The sequence below is a fragment of the Ktedonobacteraceae bacterium genome, from assembly GCA_035653615.1.
GTDB lineage: Bacteria > Chloroflexota > Ktedonobacteria > Ktedonobacterales > Ktedonobacteraceae > DASRBN01.
In genome coordinates this window covers 99,648-119,625 of record DASRBN010000039.1, presented here as the reverse complement: position 1 = coordinate 119,625, position 19,978 = coordinate 99,648, and the positions used below count along the sequence as shown (strand labels likewise).

Below are 19,978 nucleotides of genomic sequence, written 5' to 3'. Positions count from 1 at the left end.
AATCGGTTCGGCGTGGAGAAATCTCCCCAAACCGAACCGATTCCATGCTGCCTGGAACTGATCGGGTGAAATCAGGCCCAGGTGTTTCGAGTATTCAAATGGAGGCATCAGATTACTTCAGGTACTTTTCAAACCAGTCCAGGATAAGCTCCAGCCGCCTGACGCGGAGTTTTGGATGGCCGCCGCGAGAAAGGCCGTGGCTCTGGCCCTCGAAGCGCACAAATAGCACTTCGCGTCCGAGGTATTTCAGGGCCGCGAAAAGTTGCTCAGCCTGCTCGATGTTGCAGCGCAGGTCCTGCTCGCTGTGCAAGATCAACAGGGGCGTATGCATCTGCTTCACATACTTGATGGGCGACATGTGCATGTAGGCATCCAGGTCATCCCAGGGGGTTGTTTCCAGCTCGTCATCGGCGAATGTCCAGCCGAAGTCGCAGGAGCCGAAGTCGGATGCCAGGTTGACGACACTGCGCTGGGTGACTGCCGCCTTGAAGCGGTCTGTGTGACCTATGAGCCAGTTCGTCATGAATCCGCCGTAGCTGCCGCCTGTGACGCCCATGCGCTGCTCGTCGATGTAGCCCTTCTGCAATAGCGCGTCCACCCCGGCCATGATATCCAGTGAGTCTTTTTCGCCCCAGGCCCCTCGTACTGCCAGCGAGAAGTCGCGCCCATAGCCGATGCTGCCGCGCGGGTTGGTGTAGAGGACAACGTAACCGGCAGCGACCAGCACCTGCATCTCATGGAAGAAGCCATAGCCATACTGCGTTGCAGGCCCGCCATGAATTTCCACGATCAGCGGATATTTCTTCGAGGGGTCGAAATTGCGTGGTTTGAGAATCCAGCCGTCCATGGGCCAACCTTCGGCTCCGGTATATGACATATACTCAGGCGTTGCGAGCGCCAGAGAATTGAACAGTTCATCGTTGAAGCCTGTCAGACGGCGCAGTTCACCGTTGGAAGCGGTTGAACGCACATAGATTTCAGGCGCTCTGGTTGGACTGCCGACCAGCATTGCCAGTCTACCGGCGGATTTATCGGCGCTAAAGTCTCGCACATGCACTTCGCCGGGAGTCAGCGTGGCAGGATGTGCGCCAGTTCCTTCGATGGGTATGGCGAAAATGCGGGTGGCTCCGCGGTGCGAGGCCAGTTCATAGAGCGTTTTGCCATCGGACGACCAGGCCGGGGCGGGGGAAAGATGCTCGTCGCCCATATCGCTGTTCGTCCAGTCCTGGAAACTGCCCTCGAACTCCTTAGTCAGGCATGTGGCGGCGCTTTCTTGCGCATTCGCTGCAATCGTGTAGACATCGACATGGCCGCCGGAGCGCAATTTGAGGGCGGCCAGAAATGCGATTGTTTGCCCATCAGGCGACCAGGCGGGTGAGTTGCAAGAAAGCGAGCCATCGGTCAGGCATTGGAGTGTGCCTGCCTTCCCATTCTCGATAGTCATGGTATAGACATCGGGGGCAGGCAGACGCCAGCGGTCATCGCGGCGACTGGAGACAAAGGCGATGCGCGAACCATCAGGCGACCAGGCAGGATCGCTATCATCCCAGTCCCCATCGGTCAGTTGCTGCGGCTCGCCACCGTTGATATCCTGCAGGAACAGGTGATTGCGCCTCTCGTAGATAAAGCCGACGCCATCAAGACGATACCAGAGCCGGTCTATGACGCGCGCCTTGGGCAGAGGCTTGCCATCTTCAGTTTCCTCATCGGCTGGCCCGACCTCGGCGTTAAATAGCAGGTACTTGCTATCCGGCGACCAGACCGGGTTAGACGCGCCGTGCTGCATGAAGGTCAGCTGGCGAGCTTCGCCGCCATCTGTAGGAATAAGCCAGATCTGGGGTTTATCCTTGCCCAGATCTTTCTGTCCTTTCTCGCTCTTACCGGTCGTCTCGCCTTTGCGCTCGGAGACAAAGGCCAGCCAGCGGCCATCAGGAGACCAACAGGGGCTATTGGCATTACCATCGCCATAGGTAAAACGCTTCGCCTCGCCACCCTCTGCGGCAACCACCCAGATCGAAGAACGGTACTCGTAGTTGCGCTTATCAATGGTGGTGACAACGAAAGCTACTCGCTGTCCATCGGGCGAAATACGTGGCCTGGCCACGAACTTGAACTGGTAGAGATCCTCAATAGTGATATCGCGTAAGTCAGCAGACATAGATATTTTCCTCATCCTCTTTTTCTAGTTTCTCAAACGAATGGAAGCAGGGTAATTCTGGCACCGAGAACCACCCTGGTATTTTCATGAACCGCGACGGCGACGGCTGCGCCTATCGCGCTCAAGAGCAACATCAAGCGATTCGTGCAAATGTTCGAAGTCGTCCACATCCAGCTGAAGCTCAATGGCCGGAAGATCATCGGCTTTGGCCCGGCCTTCTTCATACAGGCGCAAGACCAGCGCCAGTTCAACTTCGACCGGCATTATGCTCTCTTCTCCCCGCTCTTCAGCGGATTCATCCTCATCCTCTTCATCCTCTTCTTCGGTTGGATCGGCTTGAGTGAAGAAGATATCGGTGCGAGCACAGCGAAAGCGGGTGGTGAGTTTGAGCGCATCGGTCGAGAGTTCCTCGGCAAGTTCGCGCACGACCTCCATCATCTGGACAAAAGCATCTTGCAATTGTTCAAGGGCATCCTCTTCATCTCCGATTGATAGCTCGTTCTCAGTTATGGCGCTTAATTCTTCGCCGGGAGTATTCGTAGTACTCGCCGCATCAGGTAAACGCTGGCGAGCCAGGTCGTTCAGACGCTCAAGAGCCTGGGCAAAGGCAGGTGAAAAGTCGTCGCCCTCTGGATCGGTCTGGCTACCTTCTTCGTGCCCGGCCAGCTCATCATTCTCAATCTCGTCATCTTCCTCCTCATCCCCATCTTCAATTCCTAAGCCGGTTGCTTCCTCCACTGCCAGAACCTGCTGGTGCAGTTGATCGACGGCTTCCCGGCTCAAGTATGCCAGAATACGTGCCTGCCGCGATGCCGCCATCAGGAGAAAAGGGGGCCAGTCCCTATACCGTTCCCTACTCCGCAAGTAACGCATTTCCACAAGGCCGAGCGTATCAAGTCGTAGCGAAAGCTCCATAATTTCCTCCTCTTATTGACTTGACACCATCATACCACAAGGGAAGGAAATTATCATAACAATCAGCAATGTAGCATTTATAAGGACTTAGACTCCTTACCTGCCAGGAAACGATTGCTCGCCAGCTTCAAACCGGTAGCAAAGGCGATCAGGATCAATCCGCCAGATGTTAATACGACGGGAACACCCTGCCCTGTTAAGAATAAGGCGCGCATAGCTCCTACAATAATCATACTAACGCCCGCGTAGACCAGCGTGGAGGAAGTGAAGTTATCAACGCCGGTTGAATCTGGTAATGCCTGGTTTCGTACACGCGTCACAATTCCCAGGGCCAGCAAGGCCAGCGCTTCGCTCAGGAGGATGAGTGTTGACAACAGGTTGCTATCGTTAAAGCTCAACCACAATGATGGCAAGAGGAGAAGAACGGCACCCAGGAATGAGACAAGTTGCCCCACCCTGTGTCGTTGTGGCAATACCTCATCACGCGGTAAGAATGGCGCGACTACTAAGAGGTAGCTGGCAGGAGCAATGGATAACAGGTCAAGCCGGGTCTGGTGAAATGCCGAAAGCTCCCAGCTGACCACCAATGCAAGCAGTAATCCGGCTCCGTAATTGCACCAGTGACGCACTCTTATGGCCTGGGATAGGCGTGCTTCGCGTTTCCCTGCATCGCTTTCAGTGGCAAGCAGGCGCTTGATATTTCCGCTATGCACACTTCCATACCAGAACAGCAGGATTGCCAACTCGAGCAGCGCCCCGGCCCCAACATGTGCCAGCAGCCCGGAACTGGCAAAAAGCCCACCCTGCGCGATAATGTAGAGTATGACTACTACCTGTCCACCTATACCAAGGACAGTGTGTACAACCGGCGCAGGAATTCTGTTGGCTGCCGGTGGAATTACTCTCCAGATGTATTGTGACGCAAAGATCAGCGCGCACAGCAGGCTATAGGAAATCATCAATTGGACATTTGATAGAGGCGGCTGCCAGACAGCAATGCTCCAGGCTACCAGAGCTACCGGAAACACGAGCTTTTCAGGCAAGCGCTCCACCAGCATGATGAGCAGAGCAAGTACGGCATAACCCAGCAGTACCCAGGGCAATATTGACTGGTGATGCTGTATCCCTGCCGTGTAACCGGTCATCACAGCGCCAGGAATGGCTACAATCGCTAATGGCAACGCCCAATCTCTGCCCGCAAAACGATTGATTCCCATAGCGAGTAAAGCAGTCAGCGGCGTCAGCACGACCAGTGCCCAGAAAGAATTGCTGGGGATAAGTACAGCGCCGAGGGCAAAAACTATAGATGGGATGAGCCATACTTTTACCCGTGCGGCAGCGGCAGATCCATACCAGCTGAGCGCCAGGAGGGCAATCTCCACCCCGACAGGAAATGCCAGGCCCGCTACCTCCTGCACAGTACTTGTAGCAGCATATATGTCATGTATCGAGAAGACGATGCTATAGAGCAATGCTATACCCAGCAGTGGCCATTCCCACAAACCTGTCAGCCGCATATTCGAGGTTTGACCGGGCTGAGAAACATTCCTTCTTTCAGAGATGAAGCGACGAACAGCGACAGATGCGGGTGGCAGCACTACGCCCATGACCAGCATCACAATTGGACGGCTTTCAAGAGGTGGTAATGCCAGGATCGCAAAAACGAGCGGCAAGAATAGCCATTCTGAACGGCGCTGGTAGATCAGAACAGCGTATGTCAGCGCGGCAAAGAGGAGCAATAGTGTGATGATAGCGTTTTCATTCAAAGTCAGGCTAAGGATCAGGGTAAAAACCATTTCGATCAATGCGGCGACATCCAGGGGATTAGCCCATGCTGCCCCTATACGCCGGCGAACAAAGACAGTGGAAGCGACCAGAACAAGTGCCAGGCCAAAGAAAGGCCACGCTGGAGTGATATTCAGCGCGAGCACTACAATACTGTACTCACAAGTGAGCAAGAAGCCGGTCAGGAGGAGCAACCAGCACCAGGCAGCTTTGACCGGCGTTTTACGCAAGCCAGCTCGCCTGAAGGTGATGCTTACTGTAAGGAGAAGTCCACATCCTACTGCAAGCAGTTCCGCTACCGTCTGCCAGCTTGCCTTGAAAACAAAAGGCGCGTCGGTAGAGACGCCATACGCTCTAAACAGGAGTTGGAAGAGTAACCATGGTGAGGCGATAAAAGGTAGGATAAATGCCAGCACCAGCGCGAGCTGATCCAAACCAATACTCAGGAGGCCAAATGGCTGGAGTCTGCGATTCGCGAAACGACTAATGCCATGATAGAAAAGGGCAAGGCCGGTAAGAGCCAGTGTGTATCCTATTGGCTGCAAACCGAGGGCATAGCAAAAGGCTAGCACGCTTGCCAGGAACAGGTATGCAATGAGCAATGTCCATTTCGTCTGCCCGCTTAGCCAGAGCGCGAGGGAGGTCCACAACAAGAGGAGCAGCGACATGACCAGGATTGAATAGCGCACTTCGGCTGCCTGCCCTGTAGGAAAGAGATTTGCGTTGGAAAGCAGCAGAATAGAGAAAATGAAGCATACCGCGACGATAACTATCGTATACATCAAAACGCGCACTGGAATAAGCAGCACAGCGGTCCTGTCACTAAAAAGCCGGTTGTAAGAGGTAGGATGGATAGAGATGATCGTTAGAAAAGCCAGTACCATCAGGGCGCTGGGCCACCACCAGACGCCAGCATGAAAGGCATCGGCAATGGCAAGGTCTGCCAGGAGTAGAGATGCCATGCCTGGGTAAGCAAATGTCGTTGCCCGTTGATAGATTGCCAGCAGGATATAGACAACGGCGGCATAGATGGCTGCAATAGCCACTAACGTAGGCACACTGAGCGGGATCAGATTTCCCGCGGCTAATCTGTAAGCAGAGAAGCTGACCAGTGGAACCAGGAGCGCGAAGATGACGGTGTAAATGATCGCAACGACGCGGAAGGTGGGGTAACGATATGTGATAATACCGGTGCTGCCGAAAACTGCCTGGACAATAAACAGGATAAGGAAGGAACTCCAGGGGTTATTGGTAGTAACGACGAAACTGAGTGAGCCTACAAGTATCAGAAATGCGCCGAGCGAGGCAACAATATTGATGGCCTGATCCGCAAAGAACGCCCGCCAGGAAAAGACGCCGCGAGGTCTTTCGCCGGCCGGCTCTGGAACCGGTGAAGTTGAAGTTGGAGGCGAAACCGGTCCGATTGCAACCTCCTGCACGGGAGTTGCAAATGGGTTCGTCAATGGCATATTGGCCGGCCCACCTTCTACTGAAAGGATTGGAGCAGTAGTGGCTATAGCGGCTTTTGTCCCGAAAACTTGCAAGTAGTTGAGGCGGGATTGATAACGTTGTATCAGTCCGGCGACGGTGAGATTAGCTCCTCCGTACCTGGCAACACGTTGAAGATCATGTATTGCTGCCTCTAGAAATTGCTCTTCTTTTGAAGGATCGACCGGATAGCCACAGCGAGGACAATTCTCCCCCGCCTGCGGATTGATTGTCAAACCGCAACTATCACAGTGCGATACAGACATCTGGGTCATATGACACTTCCTTTGAATGAATCTGCCCCTCAAGAGAGGCAAACTCATCTTGAATAATACAAATGAATAATACACGCGTATTCTAATAGAGCTGAGAGAGTACCTCGCATAGAGCTTACGTCATGTTCAATGCAATAGATGAGTGTCATATGACCCATTTCACCACTCGCTATTAGTTTCTTGCCGCTTCCTCGTTATTGAGTTTGACGGCTTCATTGCCAGGATGCTATGCACCTAAAAATGGAGAGCTTCATTGGAAAGGTTGCTACCAGGGTGGCATAATAGAGAAAAGTTAGAGAAGCATATGTTCTTGAGGTGAAGAAAGCGGTATGAATCCATTCGAGAAACTGGCAAACAGGCAGCAGGCTTTTCCTGAAGTCGATGTGACGCAGGGGAGGAGTATCGCGTACTCGCGAAGTACCACGCGCCGGCTTATGGAGCTGATCGACGCGAATGCGCATGGTAATGTGCATGGAGGTGTGATTATGCGCATGGTTGACGAGGCGGCAGCTATTGTAGCGATCAAACACAGTCAGAATCCCACTGTGGTCACAGCACGAGTAGAGGCGTTCGATTTTCTGGCTCCCGCCTACATCGGCAACGTTGTTTCTATCAACTGCGAAATGAACTATGTCGGACGCACCAGCATGGAAGTGGGCGTAGAAGTGATGGCCGAAGACTTAATCACGGGGGATGTTCGCCATATTGCCAGCAGCTACGTCATTTATGTAGCTCTGGACGCCAATCGCAAACCAACGCCTGTACCTCCGCTTGTGCCTGCCAATGATACAGAAAAGGCGATCATAGAACGAGCCCGCAAGCGTCGTATGCAAAGGCAGAAGATCACGGAGGAATTAAAGCAGATAGATGAACAGAGTTGAACGACTCCCATTACCGGCAAGCCAGGGTGACCGCAAGGGTGCGCCCTGTCAGGAGTCGGAGTTGAAATCATTTTCGTTTTCCTAGAGTGTATCCCCTTGCAGCTTGCCCTCTTGCACCAGCCAGCGCAAGAATCTGAGCCTGCGCTCTTCTGGCCCGCACACAAACTCAGAGTATATGCTCAGGCGTTCGCGCCGCTCGCTCAATCTTCGCTTTTCCTGTGGAGTCAGGTACTCGCGTATGTAGGATGGAACTGGAGTCAACTGGTATTCTTTTTCTTTTTTCCAGAGCCACATGAAAACATACCTCCTTAAAAAATCATTCCTTCGCCACTTCCTGCTTTTATCACGATACGTTGGTTAAATCTCAGTAAATAGAGATGCCGTGACAGGGAAAGCAACTGAAACTTAGCTAAACCTGAATGATTGCAACATGGGCTGGAAGTAGGTCGTATTTGCGGCCTGGAAAATGGCCTGGCCGGTGCCATACGCAATCAGATATGATTTAGTCGAAGGGGAATTCGCCGGATGGTTATCAGCAAGAGCTACTAATTGGACGGTGGTATTTTGACCATTGACAGTCGTATTTCCAGTTTCAGCTTTCTGGCTCCATGTATCGCCCCCAACTGTTGTGGTGGCAGGGACATTCACCGGTTGAGGATTTTTCAAATTTGAGTTGCCCGCGCTCAGAGCAGCTGCAAGTTGTTGCTCTGGAGTGAGCACCCCTTCTGGATTCGGCGTAACGGCCACAGCAAATTTATAAATGCCAGAAGGGTCAGCAAATTGAATGGCATTGTTTCCCTGCGGTGTCACCTTCCATCCCTGGGGATAACCGATGGTAAAACCATTTCCGCTATAAGTTACCAGTGGAGGAGCCGTTGGGGTTGGTGAGGGGGTGGGTCTGGGAGTAGGTGTTGGGGTTGGTTTCGCTGAATTTCCGCTACTGCCGCCAAAAGTACAGGCCGCCAGCAACATTATGAGCACAAGACCGGTTGACGCGCAGAGCAACAAGCGCTGCTCGCCAGATTTCAGCTTGATCATTAGAGAGGCTCCTTTCAAATTCGTCTTTCATTTTATAGTCAATCACTATTGCTCATGAGAGCTTGCGAAAACCGTATGCAATCACTATTTACTTCACGAATTGAAGGAGCCTCTCAGCTACATCATAGTTTCAGCGCATCGACGGCTTCGAGTACTTCACCAGCATGCCCATCCGGGTTGACCTTTGGCCAGATTTTGCGCACAATGCCATCTTTATCGATCAAGAAAGTGGCACGGTTAACGCCCATGTACTTTCTACCGTACATGTTCTTTTCGCCATAAACGCCGTAGAGCTTCGAGACAGCAGTATCCGTATCGGAGAGCAATGGAAAAGGCAAATCGTATTTACCGGCAAATTTCTGATGCGAACGCACGTCATCGGTACTGACACCCAGAACAATGACGCCGCGTTTTTGCATCTCACGATTGGCATCGCGAAACGAACACGCTTCCTTTGTACAACCCGGGGTGTCATCTTTTGGATAAAAGTAAAGAACAACCGGATGTCCTCTCAGTTCCTGCAGGTGTACCTGGCCATTTTTTACAACATCCGAATTCCCAACTGCGGGAAGTATAAAATCAGGAGCAGCCTGCTGCTCCTGAACCTCTGAATTACTCATAAAATTCTCCTTGGGTGAATCAGTCCATAATCCCTTCGCCGCTTAAGACGGCGTGTACATAATCAGCGACATAGTGTCGCTCATTGACGCCATCGATAATCATGCACTCGGCGACCGAGACCATCTGGGGGATGACCTCGTGCAGAACGCTGATAATGGCACGTTCGTTTCGATGATCCGCATTATCATCGGTAATGAATGCGAATAGTTCATCGGTCAATTTTTCTTCATTGGCAAGCGCCTGAAAGATGTTGGTCATGGATGCAATCTCCTTACGCCTTCGCGTTCTCCTCCATATAGTTATTGATGATGTCTTTGAGCGACTGATTCACAAGATCGATGGACTGATCACCGTCCACCTCTCGCAGCTTATTCTTCCGACTATAGTAGTCAAGCAACTGGACGGTTTCGTTGAAGTAGATGACGAGGCGCCTGCGCATGGCTTCTCCGGCATCGTCAGCGCGCTGATAGAGCTTGCTTCCATCCAGATCACACCTGTCTGCCACTGCCGGGGGGCGAAATTTAGTGTGGTACACGTGCTGATTTGCCTTGCAGAAGAGCCTGCCGGCAAGTCGTTGGAGTAGCTCCTCGCGAGAAACCTTGAGATGGATGGCCAGGTCGATCTGCCGGTTGAGACGCGCCAGTTCTTCATCCAACTTCTGCGCCTGGGCCAGTGTGCGCGGGAAGCCATCCAACACCACACCTTGCGAACTCTCCGGTTCCTCGATGTGACGCATCACCATGGGAATAGTGATTTCATCGGGGACGAGTTCGCCCAGATCAACATAGCTACGCGCTTTTAACCCCAGTTCCGTTTGCTCTTCAAAAGCTTTCTGGAACAGGTCTCCGCTGGCGATATGGCGAAGCGAGAAGAGTTGAGAAAGCTTCTCCGCCTGTGTCCCTTTGCCGGCTCCTGGTGCTCCAATCAGCAGGATATCCATCATTTTTCCTCTTTCTCTTTGGCGAGAGATTCTTCCCTTTCGTTGCTCAGGGCTTCGGCTTCTTGCGCTCAGCATGACATGCCTCCGCGGGGGCATGTCATGCTGAGCGAAGCGAAGAATCTCTCGCTAGAAGCTAAAAACATTACTCATGACGCGCCTCTAGCTGGCTGATTCGCTCAATCTGCTGCCTGTTCCACTCATCCTCGGAATAGGGAGTGGCGAACCAGGCATCCAGTATCTCTTTAGCCATGGGTTCCGATGTAGCCCGAAGGCTAAGCGCAAGTACATTGGCATGATTCCAGATGCGCGCGCCGCGAGCGGTTTCGGCGTCGTGGCAGAGAGCGGCACGAATGCCTGGCACTTTGTTGGCAGCAATCGAAGCTCCGGTGCCCGTCCAACAGCAAACGATACCCTCGTCTGCCACCCCCTGGGCTACTGCCTTCGCCGCTTTACTGCTTGTCTGGGGCCAGTCTGCGTCGGGATCATCCGCTGCGAGCGGGCCAAAGAGGATCAGGTCATGCCCGCGTTTCTGTAGCTCTTCGATCAGCATGTCGGTCAGATGGGTGCGTTCATCGCTGCCAATCGCAATTTTCATGTTTCCTCCTGTGACCACATGAACAAAGCCTGTACTACGCGCCGCTCTTTCTATAGAAGCATAGCATATTTCTTTGCTCGGACTCAAGCCGTGATGTGATGCGAATAGATGGGAAGAAGCCAGTGGTCATGAAACTTAAAAGCAAGAAAAAACGTGAGACTTTTGTGAAACCACATCTGACTTTCTTTTAGACATACAGGAGGATAGCGTTATGTGTCTCACTTGTGGCTGTGGCAAGCCGAACGATGATCATGGGGATAGCCGCAATATTACGATGGACGACCTAAACCAGGCGGCTGAAGCTGCCGGTACCACGCGTGATAGGGTTATAGCGAATTTTTTGCAGGCGACAGGTTACCAACCAGGTGCTGCTCAGAGTTCATCGGCCTCGTCTCCTCCTGACAGGAATCAGCAACAATCGGGACAATTTATTCCCGCCGACCAACCGCAAGAACGCCCAGGGGAATATGCTCCCTCTCCGGGTCAAGAATCGGGCACTGCCTGGCAAGAGAGCATGGAAATGGGATATACAGGCCATGGTGGAGTACAAAAACCAAATGAGGGAGAGTAACTACTACCCACTCAGCTTTCACTCAATTTTTGAGCGTACAGGAGCAGAAGAACATGCAAGAAGAGGGGAAAATCCAACAGATTCCGATAAAAATGTACCGCACTCCCGATCGTTTAATGGTTGCCGCGCCGATGCCCGGTATGGAACCGGAGGATATTCTGGTCGAAATCACGCAGAACGGCGTGTTGGTTTTGCATGGAGCGCTGCGAGGGCTACTTAAGGATGTGAAAGAATTGCTCATCGATGAATGGAGCGTTGGCGACTATCACCGCGAGATCAAGCTGCCCAATACCGTCGATGGAGAACATGCCAACGTGACTTACGGCAATGGCGTACTGGTTGTGGCAATGCCACTCAGTGACACAATATACCCCGGGCGCCTGACCTTGCAGACTGTCGGTCCGGCCCACGGAGAACATATAGGCAATATAGGGCATGGCTTAGACTGATTTACGAGAAGATGAGCGAAAGTGGGTGACCTCAAGGGACTGTTTCCTGCCTGGGTATGATCCCAAACCCATTTCAAGGGGGTTTTAAACGAATCGCGGGCGACCTCAAGGGTACGCCCCTACATGTCACCTGGCTCTTGACGGGCTTGCTGCCAGGCGGCCTTTACGCATTGCTTGAGCAAGAGTATATTGGTCAATGGGCCGACGCCGCCGGGAGTTGGGGTCAGCGCCCCGGCTACTTCACGGACAGAGGTAAAATCGACATCGCCCACAATGCCACCTTGAGGCAGTTCATTAATCCCGACATCGATAACGACGGCCCCAGGACGAACCATGTCACCGGTAATCATATTGGCGTGACCGGCGGCTGCGACCAGCACATCAGCCTGCCGGGTGTACCATGAGAGATTGGTAGTGCGCGAGTGACAGACGGTCACCGTAGCATTTTTTTGTAAGAGCATCATCGCCAGCGGTTTGCCGACCACGTTGCTGCGAGAAATGATGACGGCGCGTTTGCCATTGAGCGGAGTCCTGGTGCGTTCAAGAATCTCCATAACGGATGCGGCAGTGGCAGGGAGAAAACTGGGCAGACCAAGAAACAGGTTTCCCGCGCTACGCGGGCTGATGCCGTCAATATCCTTAGTGGAAATCACCGTATCGGCGACCATATGCTGCGAAAGATGTTCAGGTAAGGGCATTTGAACAATAATGCCCTGTGTGCTTTCATCCTTATCGAGTTCAAGCAGCGTTGACCGCAACTCTTCAGACGATATGGATTCAGGTAGTTGTTCGAGCGTCGCGTGCAATCCAACCTGGTCGGCGAGGCGAAGGATGGCCCTGCTATAGACTCCTGATGCCGCATCACCTCCTACCCGCACAATGACCAATCCTGGTGGCCGTCCTCGTACCTCAACATAGCGGTGAATATCCGCCCTTAGCTCGTCTTTGATCTCCGCCCCCATCGCTCGCCCATCTATAATTTGCGCCGTCACGTTCTGCTCCCTACTATCGTCGTAACCTGCTGGCTGGCATCTGTAATCTGATCAAGAGCGGCGCTGAGGCGTTCTCCCAGGAGCGTCACCTTTTCAAGGTCTTTCATTGATTGCAAGTTGATGCGTACCATCCAGGCTGCCCCAGCTCCCGCGCTGGAGGCCAACATGGCGCCGGTAGCGATGTCACTGAGTACCCTTGTGTTGCCAATCTCGGAGATACGCAGGCAAGCCTGCATCAATTCGGCTGCGGCCTCAGTTACCTCAAGCGGTACCAGCGCGGCCTGGGCAAGTTGCTCCTGAATGGCGCGGCTGCGTGCCGCACGTTCTTCTTTTGTTTCGCGCGGCAGCTTGAAGATTTCTGAGAGCTTGCCGTAAGCCTCGATATCCTCCTGCATAAGCTGCTGAAAGCGCTGCCGTAGATTCTCGGTCCGCTCCAGTAATGTCGCGATTTCCTCGCGCACACCGGCGTATTCATCCTTATCGAGTGTGAGGCGGCACACCATACTGGCCAGCGCAGCGCCCATAGCTCCGCTTACCGCAGATGCGGAGCCACCTCCAGGTGTTGGTTTCGAGGAGCTAAGATCATCTAAAAATTGTAACAACGTTTGATCGATGTACATGTTGTCTCCCCTTTAATCAAAAAGGTATGTTCCCCTATGCCAATTACTTTATCATCTGCTGGCATTCTAACATCTTTTATGGGGAAGCGTCGAGCAGGACATAAGGGGGCTGATCAATCGTAATGCATCAGGAAAGCACCCACCCCTGTCATTCTGAGCGGAGCGAAGAATCTGATTCCTGGACGGAGAGATTCTTCGCTCCGTTCAGAATGACAGAGTGCCGGAGTGCCTTTTCACCGCATATTATTTTGTCATGTTTAACAGCTGAATTAGAATTGCCGCGGTCCAACTGAATGAGCTAAAACCCATTCCCTTCGCACCTGGTTTTGTTCCGTCATCGATTGGATCAAAATATTCCCAGAACCCGTTGTCCTCGATCATCTCGATAGTTCTGGCGGTGATGATATCCGCGCACTGTCCCAGATTCGTGTGTTTCGCTTTGTACTTTTTTAAGCCCTCGATAATAAAATAGTTAGTGATTGGCCAGGTCGGGCCTCGCCAATAGCGCTCTTTTTCGAAATACTGGCTGTTAACTGCCGTTGAGGCTACGGGATAGGCGGTAAAGAATTCTTCGGGCTGCGTGAGGCGATGAAATAAAACGTCCAGGTGATGATCTGTCACTGCTCCCGCATAGAATGGCATGAACATAGCAATAGTTGGAGCTACAATTGCGCGACGGTTGCCTTGCGTCACATCGATATCACAATACTGCTGATTTGCCGCATCCCAGGTGCCTGCGAGAGCCTGACGTGTTTCTTGAGCCCATTGCCGGTATGTGTTAGCCGCTTCCGCATTCCCATATGTGTCAAGTAAGGCGGCAAGAGCCTCGTTAGCTCTTTGCCAGATCGAATTAAAGAAAATATCCTTTACCGCAAATGGGGATTGCCGCACAATTTTTGTATAGTCCCAGTCAAGACTTTTGAAGAGTTCTATCAGGTAGATATACCTGTAATAATCTGCGTGAGTAGGTCGTTCTTGAGAATCCTGGTATCGTATATCTTTTCTATTCTGGTCAACATCCGCCTTGACCTGCGACGGAATAGCGTTCAGATCAATGTGTTTCAGTACGCTGTCCCAGCGGGGAGAGTCATCGGTTCCCGATTCCCATGGATGCACAATGGTCAGCAATCCACACACCTCTGGATCGCGGTAGCGTTTCAGGTGATCGTGGTACGCCACGAGGGATGGCAGTATCGACTTGATAAAAGCCGATTTCTTCTGCTCATTGGAACTATGATTATAAACATATTCAGCAGCTATTGCCAATAGTGGAGGATCGGTAATACCCGACGTTTTTACGCCGTTTCTAGTAAAGCTGCCGGTTTGCCATTGGGAGGCAGGAGGATAATATCTCGATTCGCCTGGATTATAAATGATGTGCGGGATTAACCCGTTGTTCCACTGCCCGGCAACTAATGAGAGCAATTCATTAAAAGCGGCCTGCTCATCTACATGCACAAGCCCCATAGCGACGCCAGCGGTATCCCAGAGCCATTGATGCACATAGTAATCTCTTGATGGAATGACTCGTTCATAGAGTTTTCCATCAACGGTAACCGTTATGGTATTCCTTTGTAAAACCGCTTTCGCCTCATCCAACAACACATGATGATTCTGCATATTATACTGTCACAGTTTCTCTCAGATAGTTTCCCTGTCTTACTAAAGACGCGAGAAGCCTATCTTTAGTAACAGGAGCCTTCGCGGGCAAACGCGCCTGCAAGGGGAACGTCGGTAATTTCACCTCATTATAATTGATGATGTTATCGTTATCTACGATTTCGCCAAAAAAGCAAAAGTGGCAACCTGCCGCTATAATGCAAGTTACCACTTCAACCGTATCCTTGTAGCAGTGATACTAATGGAAAGGCCGCAGCTCCTATACAGTTGCCAGTTTGCCCTTTCTTTTAACGGGCTTGAACAACTCCATTACCTCAATAGCGCCTTCCGCTTTGGCGAGTACGACGCCATTCTCATCGAGAAGAATGCCGCCAGGGGTCATAGGCACTTTGAACCAGCGCAGGATGCTGAAAGGACTGGGAGTATCATCCTGGATCATGAGCGAGCGGAAGCCTACATCGTTGTCCTTAGCGGTGCCACCTGTAGAGACAATGACCAGTTGCGGCGCGCCTTTGGGTGTTTTTTTCTCCCAGGCGAGCACATCCTGCTTAATCATGCCACAGAATTCACAGCCTGGATTCCAGAAGAGCAACAGGGTTGGAGAGCCACGGAAATCAGAGAGCCTGTGAAGGTTGCCTTGAAAATCCAGCATGAGCAGGTCGGGAGCAGGTTCACCGATTTCTGGCGGTGTTGGAAATGCCCTACCATCTGTCGGACGATTAGGCTCCAGAAGAGGATTGGTTTGAGGCATCGAATAATCGGTTGTCAATTCTGTCAGGAGAATTTTAATGTCACCCTCCCCCTGAGCCATTTCACCATGAATTGAACCATCGAAGCGGATTGCGACTGCCGAAGGTGTGCCACGCACTCCATATGCCTGGGCGACTTCCATATCTTGCTGTAAAAGCACGAGGGGTTTCTCATCGAATTCGGCAAATTTAGCAACATTCTCCTCAACAGTACCCTGGGTGATCATGGCCATCGTAACCTTATGGCCATATCTTTTAGTCCATTCTACGTAATCAGGGATCATGGCCTTGCAGGGACCGCAGTTGGGAGAAGAGAAAGTGAGTGCCACCGGTTTTTTACTGTTATCGCTCGGCAGCAGATCCTTGAGTGTGATTATCCGCCCGGTGAAGATATCGGGTAGAGCAAAGTCAGGCGCATCTTCACCTTCTGGTAGTCCAATAACTGGCTTCTGACCGGTCTCTCCAATACCGGCTTGCCCTTCGAGCGTTTCAATGCGGGTCAGCATAGTTCCTTGCTGCGTCATTACCTGCACCAGGAGCCAGCCTTCCAGAGCAACGACTGCCGCCAGGACAATCAAGATAATCAACACGAACACCTCGAAAGCCGAAAGCGTGGAGATCAAGGCGACCGTATCCGCACCTACATTGCCATATGCGGCTCCTTGCCAGACGACCAGTCCGGCAATCACAGCAAGGATCACGTTGCGGATCAGCGTAGACGCGCCGATTGGCTCCGAATGCAGTTGCCCGAAACAATTACAGTCCGGTGTACGGCCAAGTGAGAGATTCGCGCTGATAACTATGATGAAAAGGGCGAGCAATGCGAGGGCACCGATTGCTCCATAGAATGTAATTGGTGTCACTATCAACGCAATGGTTATAGCAAGTTCGGCGAAAGGAAGCAGTATCCCAAGTGGCGCAGCAAGAGGAGCCGGGATCCCAAAGTCACGCATAGCCTTTTGTGATCTTCTAAGGTCGGCAAGTTTTGCCAGAGCTGCCACGACAAAAACCACTGCGAGTAACCATCGAGCTACCAGGAGCAAAATGCTCATAGATGAAACCTCCTGACGGTGGCAAAAATAGCTACGCTGTTTTTGAGCAGGAGTGCGGGGTGCGTTATTGCACCCCGCACTATTACGCATTGAAGTTCAATACGTAATTGCGCAACGCCGAAAAACTAGTGGCCGGAAGCCGTCTTGCCCACATGACTCGAACTCAGTGTACAGGTCTTGTTACACTTCTGGACGCAGTCCATGGTGCCACAGCAGGTGATCGAGCAGTAATAGCCCTTAGGACACTGGGTGCCATTAATACACTGCGGGGCAGAGCCGCAAGCATAGTCGCATCCGCAGCCTGCGCTACCGTTGAGCTGAGCAAAGCAGTAGCAGTTGGTGTTCTTGTCCTTGGGGCAGTTCGTGTAGGTACCACACGCTTGCACCGAACACCCGTGTTTCTTCACCTTCGCCAGCGCGGTTTCAGGCAGATACGATGCGAGTGCCACGCCTGCTACGGTGCCCGCGATGGTCTTCATCGCTTGACGGCGGTCCAGCTTCCTGTCGGCCAGGGTTTTGGTTACTTGATCGAACCAGTTTGCCATAGTCATCTCCTTGTGTTTGTGCAACGCCAATCTTAATTGAGTGCCGAGAAACACAGACGCTGTGATCTCAATGCTACTCAAACACGCACTACGGGGACAATATCACACCTGGCTTCCCTGTCCGGCGGATGAGGAAAATGGAGAAGGGCTCCCCCCGTTGAATACGGCGCAAGCGCGGTAATTCCGTTTACCATGACGTACCCCCTGTTCCGTCAAGAGAAGCGAGGCTACACTATGAAAACAACTCTCCTCTACAGAGATGCAGGCCACAGCCATAGTAGGGCTGCCGGTAAGATCATAAAACCACGAGCCTGGAGTCCATCCAGGTTTTCAATTATGCCCGGTGAAATACATGAAAAGACAGGAATTTGAATATATACAGAGATAGCGGCTAGATAGATGCCTCAGATGGCAATGAATTACTACGTATTTGCCTGACAATGATTTTTTGAATTTGTTTACTCATCCCCTAATGGTAAACCACCAATAAGAATATAGCGTATACAAATTCCTATTGTCAAGGAAGCAACAATGCAAAACAGCCCGCTATTGCCCCTCTACAGGCTAGAGAAGCTTATTCTACCGAGCAATATCGAACTACAACTCAGTAAAATTACCTACATAATTTCAGAGGACGCCTCTTGCATCTGGAAGAGGGCAACAATAGAATAGTAGCATATCATCAACCACGTGATAAGGAAAAGGAATGCCAGCATCAATTACTCCGACGATTCACTTAGCTCGCGTCTATGAATTGCTAATCGCTACCTATGGCGAACCGAAAAACGAACCGGATTATGATCCGCTCGGCGGCCTGATCGGTACTATTCTTTCGCAGCACACCTCCGATATCAATTCAGAACGAGCCTATCAACAGCTCGTCACTACGTTTCCTACCTGGGAGGAGGTACGCGATGCCCCAACAGAGGCAGTAGCGGAGGCCATTCGCTCAGGAGGATTAGCTAACATTAAAGCGCCGCGTATTCAAGATGCTCTATTAACGTTAACTGAAAGACAGCAGGCTCAGGGCGGCGCAAAATCGCTTGCCGAATTCCTCTTCGATGAATTGACGAAGCGGACTTCAGAAGAAGCATGGTCATATTTGCGCAGCATTCCTGGTGTCGGACCCAAAACCGCAGCGTGCGTACTCATGTTTAACCTCAACCGCCCGGTTATACCAATTGACACGCACGTATTCAGGGTTTCACGCAGGCTCGGACTCATCGGGCCAAAAGTGAATGCGGAGCAGGCACATATCATCATTGGAAAAATGACCCCTCCTGAGTGGGTTTATCCTTTGCATGTCAACCTGATCCGGCATGGGCGGCAAATCTGCCATGCACAACGACCCGCGTGCAATGTGTGCCCGCTTTATAGTGAGTGCGCCTATGTGGGAAGCGTGAACGTTCAAGAAACGGCTTTATGATAAAAGAAAGTAAGGAGGCCTTTATGATGATTGATCTACGTAGCGATACAGTGACTTTGCCGACCCCGGCCATGCGTGAGGCGATGTACCGCGCCGAGTTGGGAGATGACGTATATGGAGAAGACCCTACAGTGAATCGCCTGCAAGAAATGGCGGCGGAGCGCCTGGGTAAAGAAGCCGCATTGCTCGTGCCGAGCGGTACGATGGGCAATACGGCGGCGGTAATGGCCCATACAGCTAGAGGCGAAGCGTTTATCGTTGGCGATCAATCGCATATTTATCACCATGAATTGGGCGGCGCGTCAACAATTGGCGGCTCACCCCGGCATGTTGTGGCGACCGACAAAAACGGCATGCTAGATTTGCATCAAATTCGTATTGGCATATCTGACGGCAGCGATGAGCATACAGCGGCTACCGCCCTTCTGTGTATCGAAAATACCCATAATCGTTGCGGTGGAACTGTGCTAGATGTCGCCGAGGTTGAGGCGCTGACCGGCCTGGCGCACGCGCGAGGTGTCGCGGTTCATATGGACGGCGCGCGTGTTTTCAATGCCGCCATCGCACTTGGAATACCCGTTAGCACACTTGTGCGCACGGTCGATTCGGTCATGTTTTGCCTCTCGAAAGGACTGAGCGCGCCCGTGGGTTCTATGGTAGTTGGCAGTCGAGACTTCATACGCCGCGCACACCGTATGCGCAAGCTGATGGGTGGTGGCATGAGGCAGGCTGGTATCATCGCGGCAACGGGTATTGTGGCGCTGGAGCAGATGGTAGACCGGCTGGCCGAGGATCATGCACATTGCAAGCAGCTGGCATACGGCCTGGCCGAATATCCCCAGATTGCCGTCGATGCGGAACGCGTGGTGACAAATATGGTAATCTTCTCGGTTCGTCGTAATGAGCAGGAGCCTCTGACTGAGGAGGAGACAGAACAATTTGTGGCAAAAGCGAAGGAACACGGCGTGCTGATGGGCCACATCGGCGAGGGTAGGATACGGGCCGTGACTCATTACGGTCTGGAAGCCGAGCACATCAGTGAGGCTTTAACCGGCATCCGAAAGGCGCTGATCGATTTACGATTGTAAGGGTTCTACTGCCGGACGGACGTCTGGCTCGAGATAATGCCCAACTCGCTTCCCTGGCTGCCGTCAAAGCGAGGCAATTCGGCGCGCTGTAACCCATCTCTACATCAACCATCCTCCGGCTGCCGCGTATACAAAAAGAGAAACATTGTTACGCTTCGTGCTGGATAGCG

19 protein-coding genes are annotated in these 19,978 nt (G+C 52.2%); 5 read left to right on the top strand and 14 right to left on the bottom strand.

Annotated elements, in window-relative coordinates; translation table 11 throughout:
* Nucleotides 1–112 precede the first annotated feature (112 nt).
* The 3 genes from VFA09_24190 to VFA09_24180 all read right to left on the bottom strand — a co-directional run bounded on the left by VFA09_24190 (nt 113) and on the right by VFA09_24180 (nt 6,621).
* Complete coding sequence (locus VFA09_24190) at nt 113–2,158, bottom strand: S9 family peptidase (protein HZU70393.1); 2,046 nt, start codon at nt 2,156–2,158, stop codon at nt 113–115.
* A gap of 84 nt (nt 2,159–2,242) precedes the next feature.
* Nucleotides 2,243–3,073 (bottom strand): hypothetical protein, encoded by an 831-nt coding sequence (locus VFA09_24185; GenBank protein HZU70392.1) that lies wholly within the window; start codon nt 3,071–3,073, stop codon nt 2,243–2,245.
* Between the two features lie 77 nt (nt 3,074–3,150).
* On the bottom strand, nt 3,151–6,621 hold the full coding sequence (locus VFA09_24180; GenBank protein ID HZU70391.1) for a hypothetical protein: 3,471 nt from the start codon (nt 6,619–6,621) through the stop codon (nt 3,151–3,153).
* Nucleotides 6,622–6,950: 329 nt separating this feature from the next.
* Here VFA09_24180 and VFA09_24175 point away from each other — a divergent pair, with 329 nt between their 5' ends.
* A complete protein-coding gene (locus VFA09_24175) occupies nt 6,951–7,502 on the top strand; it encodes an acyl-CoA thioesterase (GenBank protein HZU70390.1) in 552 nt (183 codons plus the stop codon).
* 81 nt (nt 7,503–7,583) lie between these two features.
* Here the strand turns inward: VFA09_24175 and VFA09_24170 are convergent, their stop codons facing one another.
* From VFA09_24170 to VFA09_24145, 6 genes are all read right to left on the bottom strand, one after another.
* Nucleotides 7,584–7,796: a hypothetical protein gene (locus VFA09_24170; GenBank protein ID HZU70389.1), complete on the bottom strand. Its 213-nt coding sequence runs from the start codon at nt 7,794–7,796 to the stop codon at nt 7,584–7,586.
* 111 nt (nt 7,797–7,907) lie between these two features.
* The gene (locus tag VFA09_24165; GenBank protein ID HZU70388.1) at nt 7,908–8,540 is read right to left on the bottom strand and encodes a hypothetical protein; all 633 of its coding nucleotides are present in this window, start codon (nt 8,538–8,540) and stop codon (nt 7,908–7,910) included.
* Between the two features lie 122 nt (nt 8,541–8,662).
* Nucleotides 8,663–9,160 carry a thioredoxin-dependent thiol peroxidase gene (bcp, locus tag VFA09_24160; protein ID HZU70387.1) on the bottom strand — a complete coding sequence of 166 codons (498 nt, stop codon included), beginning with the start codon at nt 9,158–9,160 and terminating at the stop codon, nt 8,663–8,665.
* Between the two features lie 19 nt (nt 9,161–9,179).
* The gene (locus VFA09_24155) at nt 9,180–9,419 is read right to left on the bottom strand and encodes a hypothetical protein (GenBank protein ID HZU70386.1); all 240 of its coding nucleotides are present in this window, start codon (nt 9,417–9,419) and stop codon (nt 9,180–9,182) included.
* Nucleotides 9,420–9,432: 13 nt separating this feature from the next.
* Entirely contained in the window at nt 9,433–10,104 is a 672-nt protein-coding gene (locus tag VFA09_24150; GenBank protein HZU70385.1) for an adenylate kinase, read from the bottom strand.
* 139 nt (nt 10,105–10,243) lie between these two features.
* Nucleotides 10,244–10,696 (bottom strand): RpiB/LacA/LacB family sugar-phosphate isomerase, encoded by a 453-nt coding sequence (locus VFA09_24145; protein HZU70384.1) that lies wholly within the window; start codon nt 10,694–10,696, stop codon nt 10,244–10,246.
* Nucleotides 10,697–10,907: 211 nt separating this feature from the next.
* Here VFA09_24145 and VFA09_24140 point away from each other — a divergent pair, with 211 nt between their 5' ends.
* Both VFA09_24140 and VFA09_24135 read left to right on the top strand, forming a co-directional pair.
* Complete coding sequence (locus tag VFA09_24140) at nt 10,908–11,267, top strand: hypothetical protein (GenBank protein ID HZU70383.1); 360 nt, start codon at nt 10,908–10,910, stop codon at nt 11,265–11,267.
* Nucleotides 11,268–11,320: 53 nt separating this feature from the next.
* Entirely contained in the window at nt 11,321–11,716 is a 396-nt protein-coding gene (locus VFA09_24135) for an Hsp20/alpha crystallin family protein (protein ID HZU70382.1), read from the top strand.
* A gap of 119 nt (nt 11,717–11,835) precedes the next feature.
* On the opposite strand, the gene VFA09_24130 is transcribed toward VFA09_24135, so the two are convergent.
* The 5 genes from VFA09_24130 to VFA09_24110 all read right to left on the bottom strand — a co-directional run bounded on the left by VFA09_24130 (nt 11,836) and on the right by VFA09_24110 (nt 17,294).
* Complete coding sequence (locus tag VFA09_24130; GenBank protein ID HZU70381.1) at nt 11,836–12,708, bottom strand: bifunctional 5,10-methylenetetrahydrofolate dehydrogenase/5,10-methenyltetrahydrofolate cyclohydrolase; 873 nt, start codon at nt 12,706–12,708, stop codon at nt 11,836–11,838.
* Entirely contained in the window at nt 12,705–13,328 is a 624-nt protein-coding gene (locus VFA09_24125) for a cyclodeaminase/cyclohydrolase family protein (GenBank protein ID HZU70380.1), read from the bottom strand. Before VFA09_24125 ends, VFA09_24130 begins: the two co-directional genes overlap by 4 nt.
* Before the next feature lie 243 nt (nt 13,329–13,571).
* On the bottom strand, nt 13,572–14,948 hold the full coding sequence (locus VFA09_24120; GenBank protein HZU70379.1) for a hypothetical protein: 1,377 nt from the start codon (nt 14,946–14,948) through the stop codon (nt 13,572–13,574).
* Between the two features lie 259 nt (nt 14,949–15,207).
* Complete coding sequence (locus tag VFA09_24115) at nt 15,208–16,749, bottom strand: MauE/DoxX family redox-associated membrane protein (protein ID HZU70378.1); 1,542 nt, start codon at nt 16,747–16,749, stop codon at nt 15,208–15,210.
* Between the two features lie 125 nt (nt 16,750–16,874).
* On the bottom strand, nt 16,875–17,294 hold the full coding sequence (locus VFA09_24110; GenBank protein ID HZU70377.1) for a twin-arginine translocation signal domain-containing protein: 420 nt from the start codon (nt 17,292–17,294) through the stop codon (nt 16,875–16,877).
* Nucleotides 17,295–18,000: 706 nt separating this feature from the next.
* Here VFA09_24110 and nth point away from each other — a divergent pair.
* Both nth and VFA09_24100 read left to right on the top strand, forming a co-directional pair.
* Nucleotides 18,001–18,720 carry an endonuclease III gene (nth, locus tag VFA09_24105; GenBank protein HZU70376.1) on the top strand — a complete coding sequence of 240 codons (720 nt, stop codon included), beginning with the start codon at nt 18,001–18,003 and terminating at the stop codon, nt 18,718–18,720.
* A gap of 23 nt (nt 18,721–18,743) precedes the next feature.
* Nucleotides 18,744–19,808 (top strand): GntG family PLP-dependent aldolase, encoded by a 1,065-nt coding sequence (locus tag VFA09_24100; protein HZU70375.1) that lies wholly within the window; start codon nt 18,744–18,746, stop codon nt 19,806–19,808.
* Nucleotides 19,809–19,978 lie beyond the last annotated feature (170 nt).

Excerpts from the sequence above, each read along its gene's own strand:
- VFA09_24190 (HZU70393.1), bottom strand. The coding sequence starts at position 2,158 with ATGTCTGCTGACTTACGCGATATCACTATTGAGGATCTCTACCAGTTC.
- VFA09_24150 (HZU70385.1), bottom strand. The coding sequence starts at position 10,104 with ATGATGGATATCCTGCTGATTGGAGCACCAGGAGCCGGCAAAGGGACA.
- VFA09_24100 (HZU70375.1), top strand. The coding sequence starts at position 18,744 with ATGATGATTGATCTACGTAGCGATACAGTGACTTTGCCGACCCCGGCC.
- nth (HZU70376.1), top strand. The coding sequence starts at position 18,001 with ATGCCAGCATCAATTACTCCGACGATTCACTTAGCTCGCGTCTATGAA.
- VFA09_24170 (HZU70389.1), bottom strand. The coding sequence starts at position 7,796 with ATGTGGCTCTGGAAAAAAGAAAAAGAATACCAGTTGACTCCAGTTCCA.
- VFA09_24155 (HZU70386.1), bottom strand. The coding sequence starts at position 9,419 with ATGACCAACATCTTTCAGGCGCTTGCCAATGAAGAAAAATTGACCGAT.
- VFA09_24175 (HZU70390.1), top strand. The coding sequence starts at position 6,951 with ATGAATCCATTCGAGAAACTGGCAAACAGGCAGCAGGCTTTTCCTGAA.
- bcp (HZU70387.1), bottom strand. The coding sequence starts at position 9,160 with ATGAGTAATTCAGAGGTTCAGGAGCAGCAGGCTGCTCCTGATTTTATA.
- VFA09_24140 (HZU70383.1), top strand. The coding sequence starts at position 10,908 with ATGTGTCTCACTTGTGGCTGTGGCAAGCCGAACGATGATCATGGGGAT.
- VFA09_24125 (HZU70380.1), bottom strand. The coding sequence starts at position 13,328 with ATGTACATCGATCAAACGTTGTTACAATTTTTAGATGATCTTAGCTCC.
- VFA09_24165 (HZU70388.1), bottom strand. The coding sequence starts at position 8,540 with ATGATCAAGCTGAAATCTGGCGAGCAGCGCTTGTTGCTCTGCGCGTCA.
- VFA09_24115 (HZU70378.1), bottom strand. The coding sequence starts at position 16,749 with ATGAGCATTTTGCTCCTGGTAGCTCGATGGTTACTCGCAGTGGTTTTT.
- VFA09_24110 (HZU70377.1), bottom strand. The coding sequence starts at position 17,294 with ATGGCAAACTGGTTCGATCAAGTAACCAAAACCCTGGCCGACAGGAAG.
- VFA09_24145 (HZU70384.1), bottom strand. The coding sequence starts at position 10,696 with ATGAAAATTGCGATTGGCAGCGATGAACGCACCCATCTGACCGACATG.
- VFA09_24135 (HZU70382.1), top strand. The coding sequence starts at position 11,321 with ATGCAAGAAGAGGGGAAAATCCAACAGATTCCGATAAAAATGTACCGC.
- VFA09_24120 (HZU70379.1), bottom strand. The coding sequence starts at position 14,948 with ATGCAGAATCATCATGTGTTGTTGGATGAGGCGAAAGCGGTTTTACAA.
- VFA09_24185 (HZU70392.1), bottom strand. The coding sequence starts at position 3,073 with ATGGAGCTTTCGCTACGACTTGATACGCTCGGCCTTGTGGAAATGCGT.
- VFA09_24180 (HZU70391.1), bottom strand. The coding sequence starts at position 6,621 with ATGACCCAGATGTCTGTATCGCACTGTGATAGTTGCGGTTTGACAATC.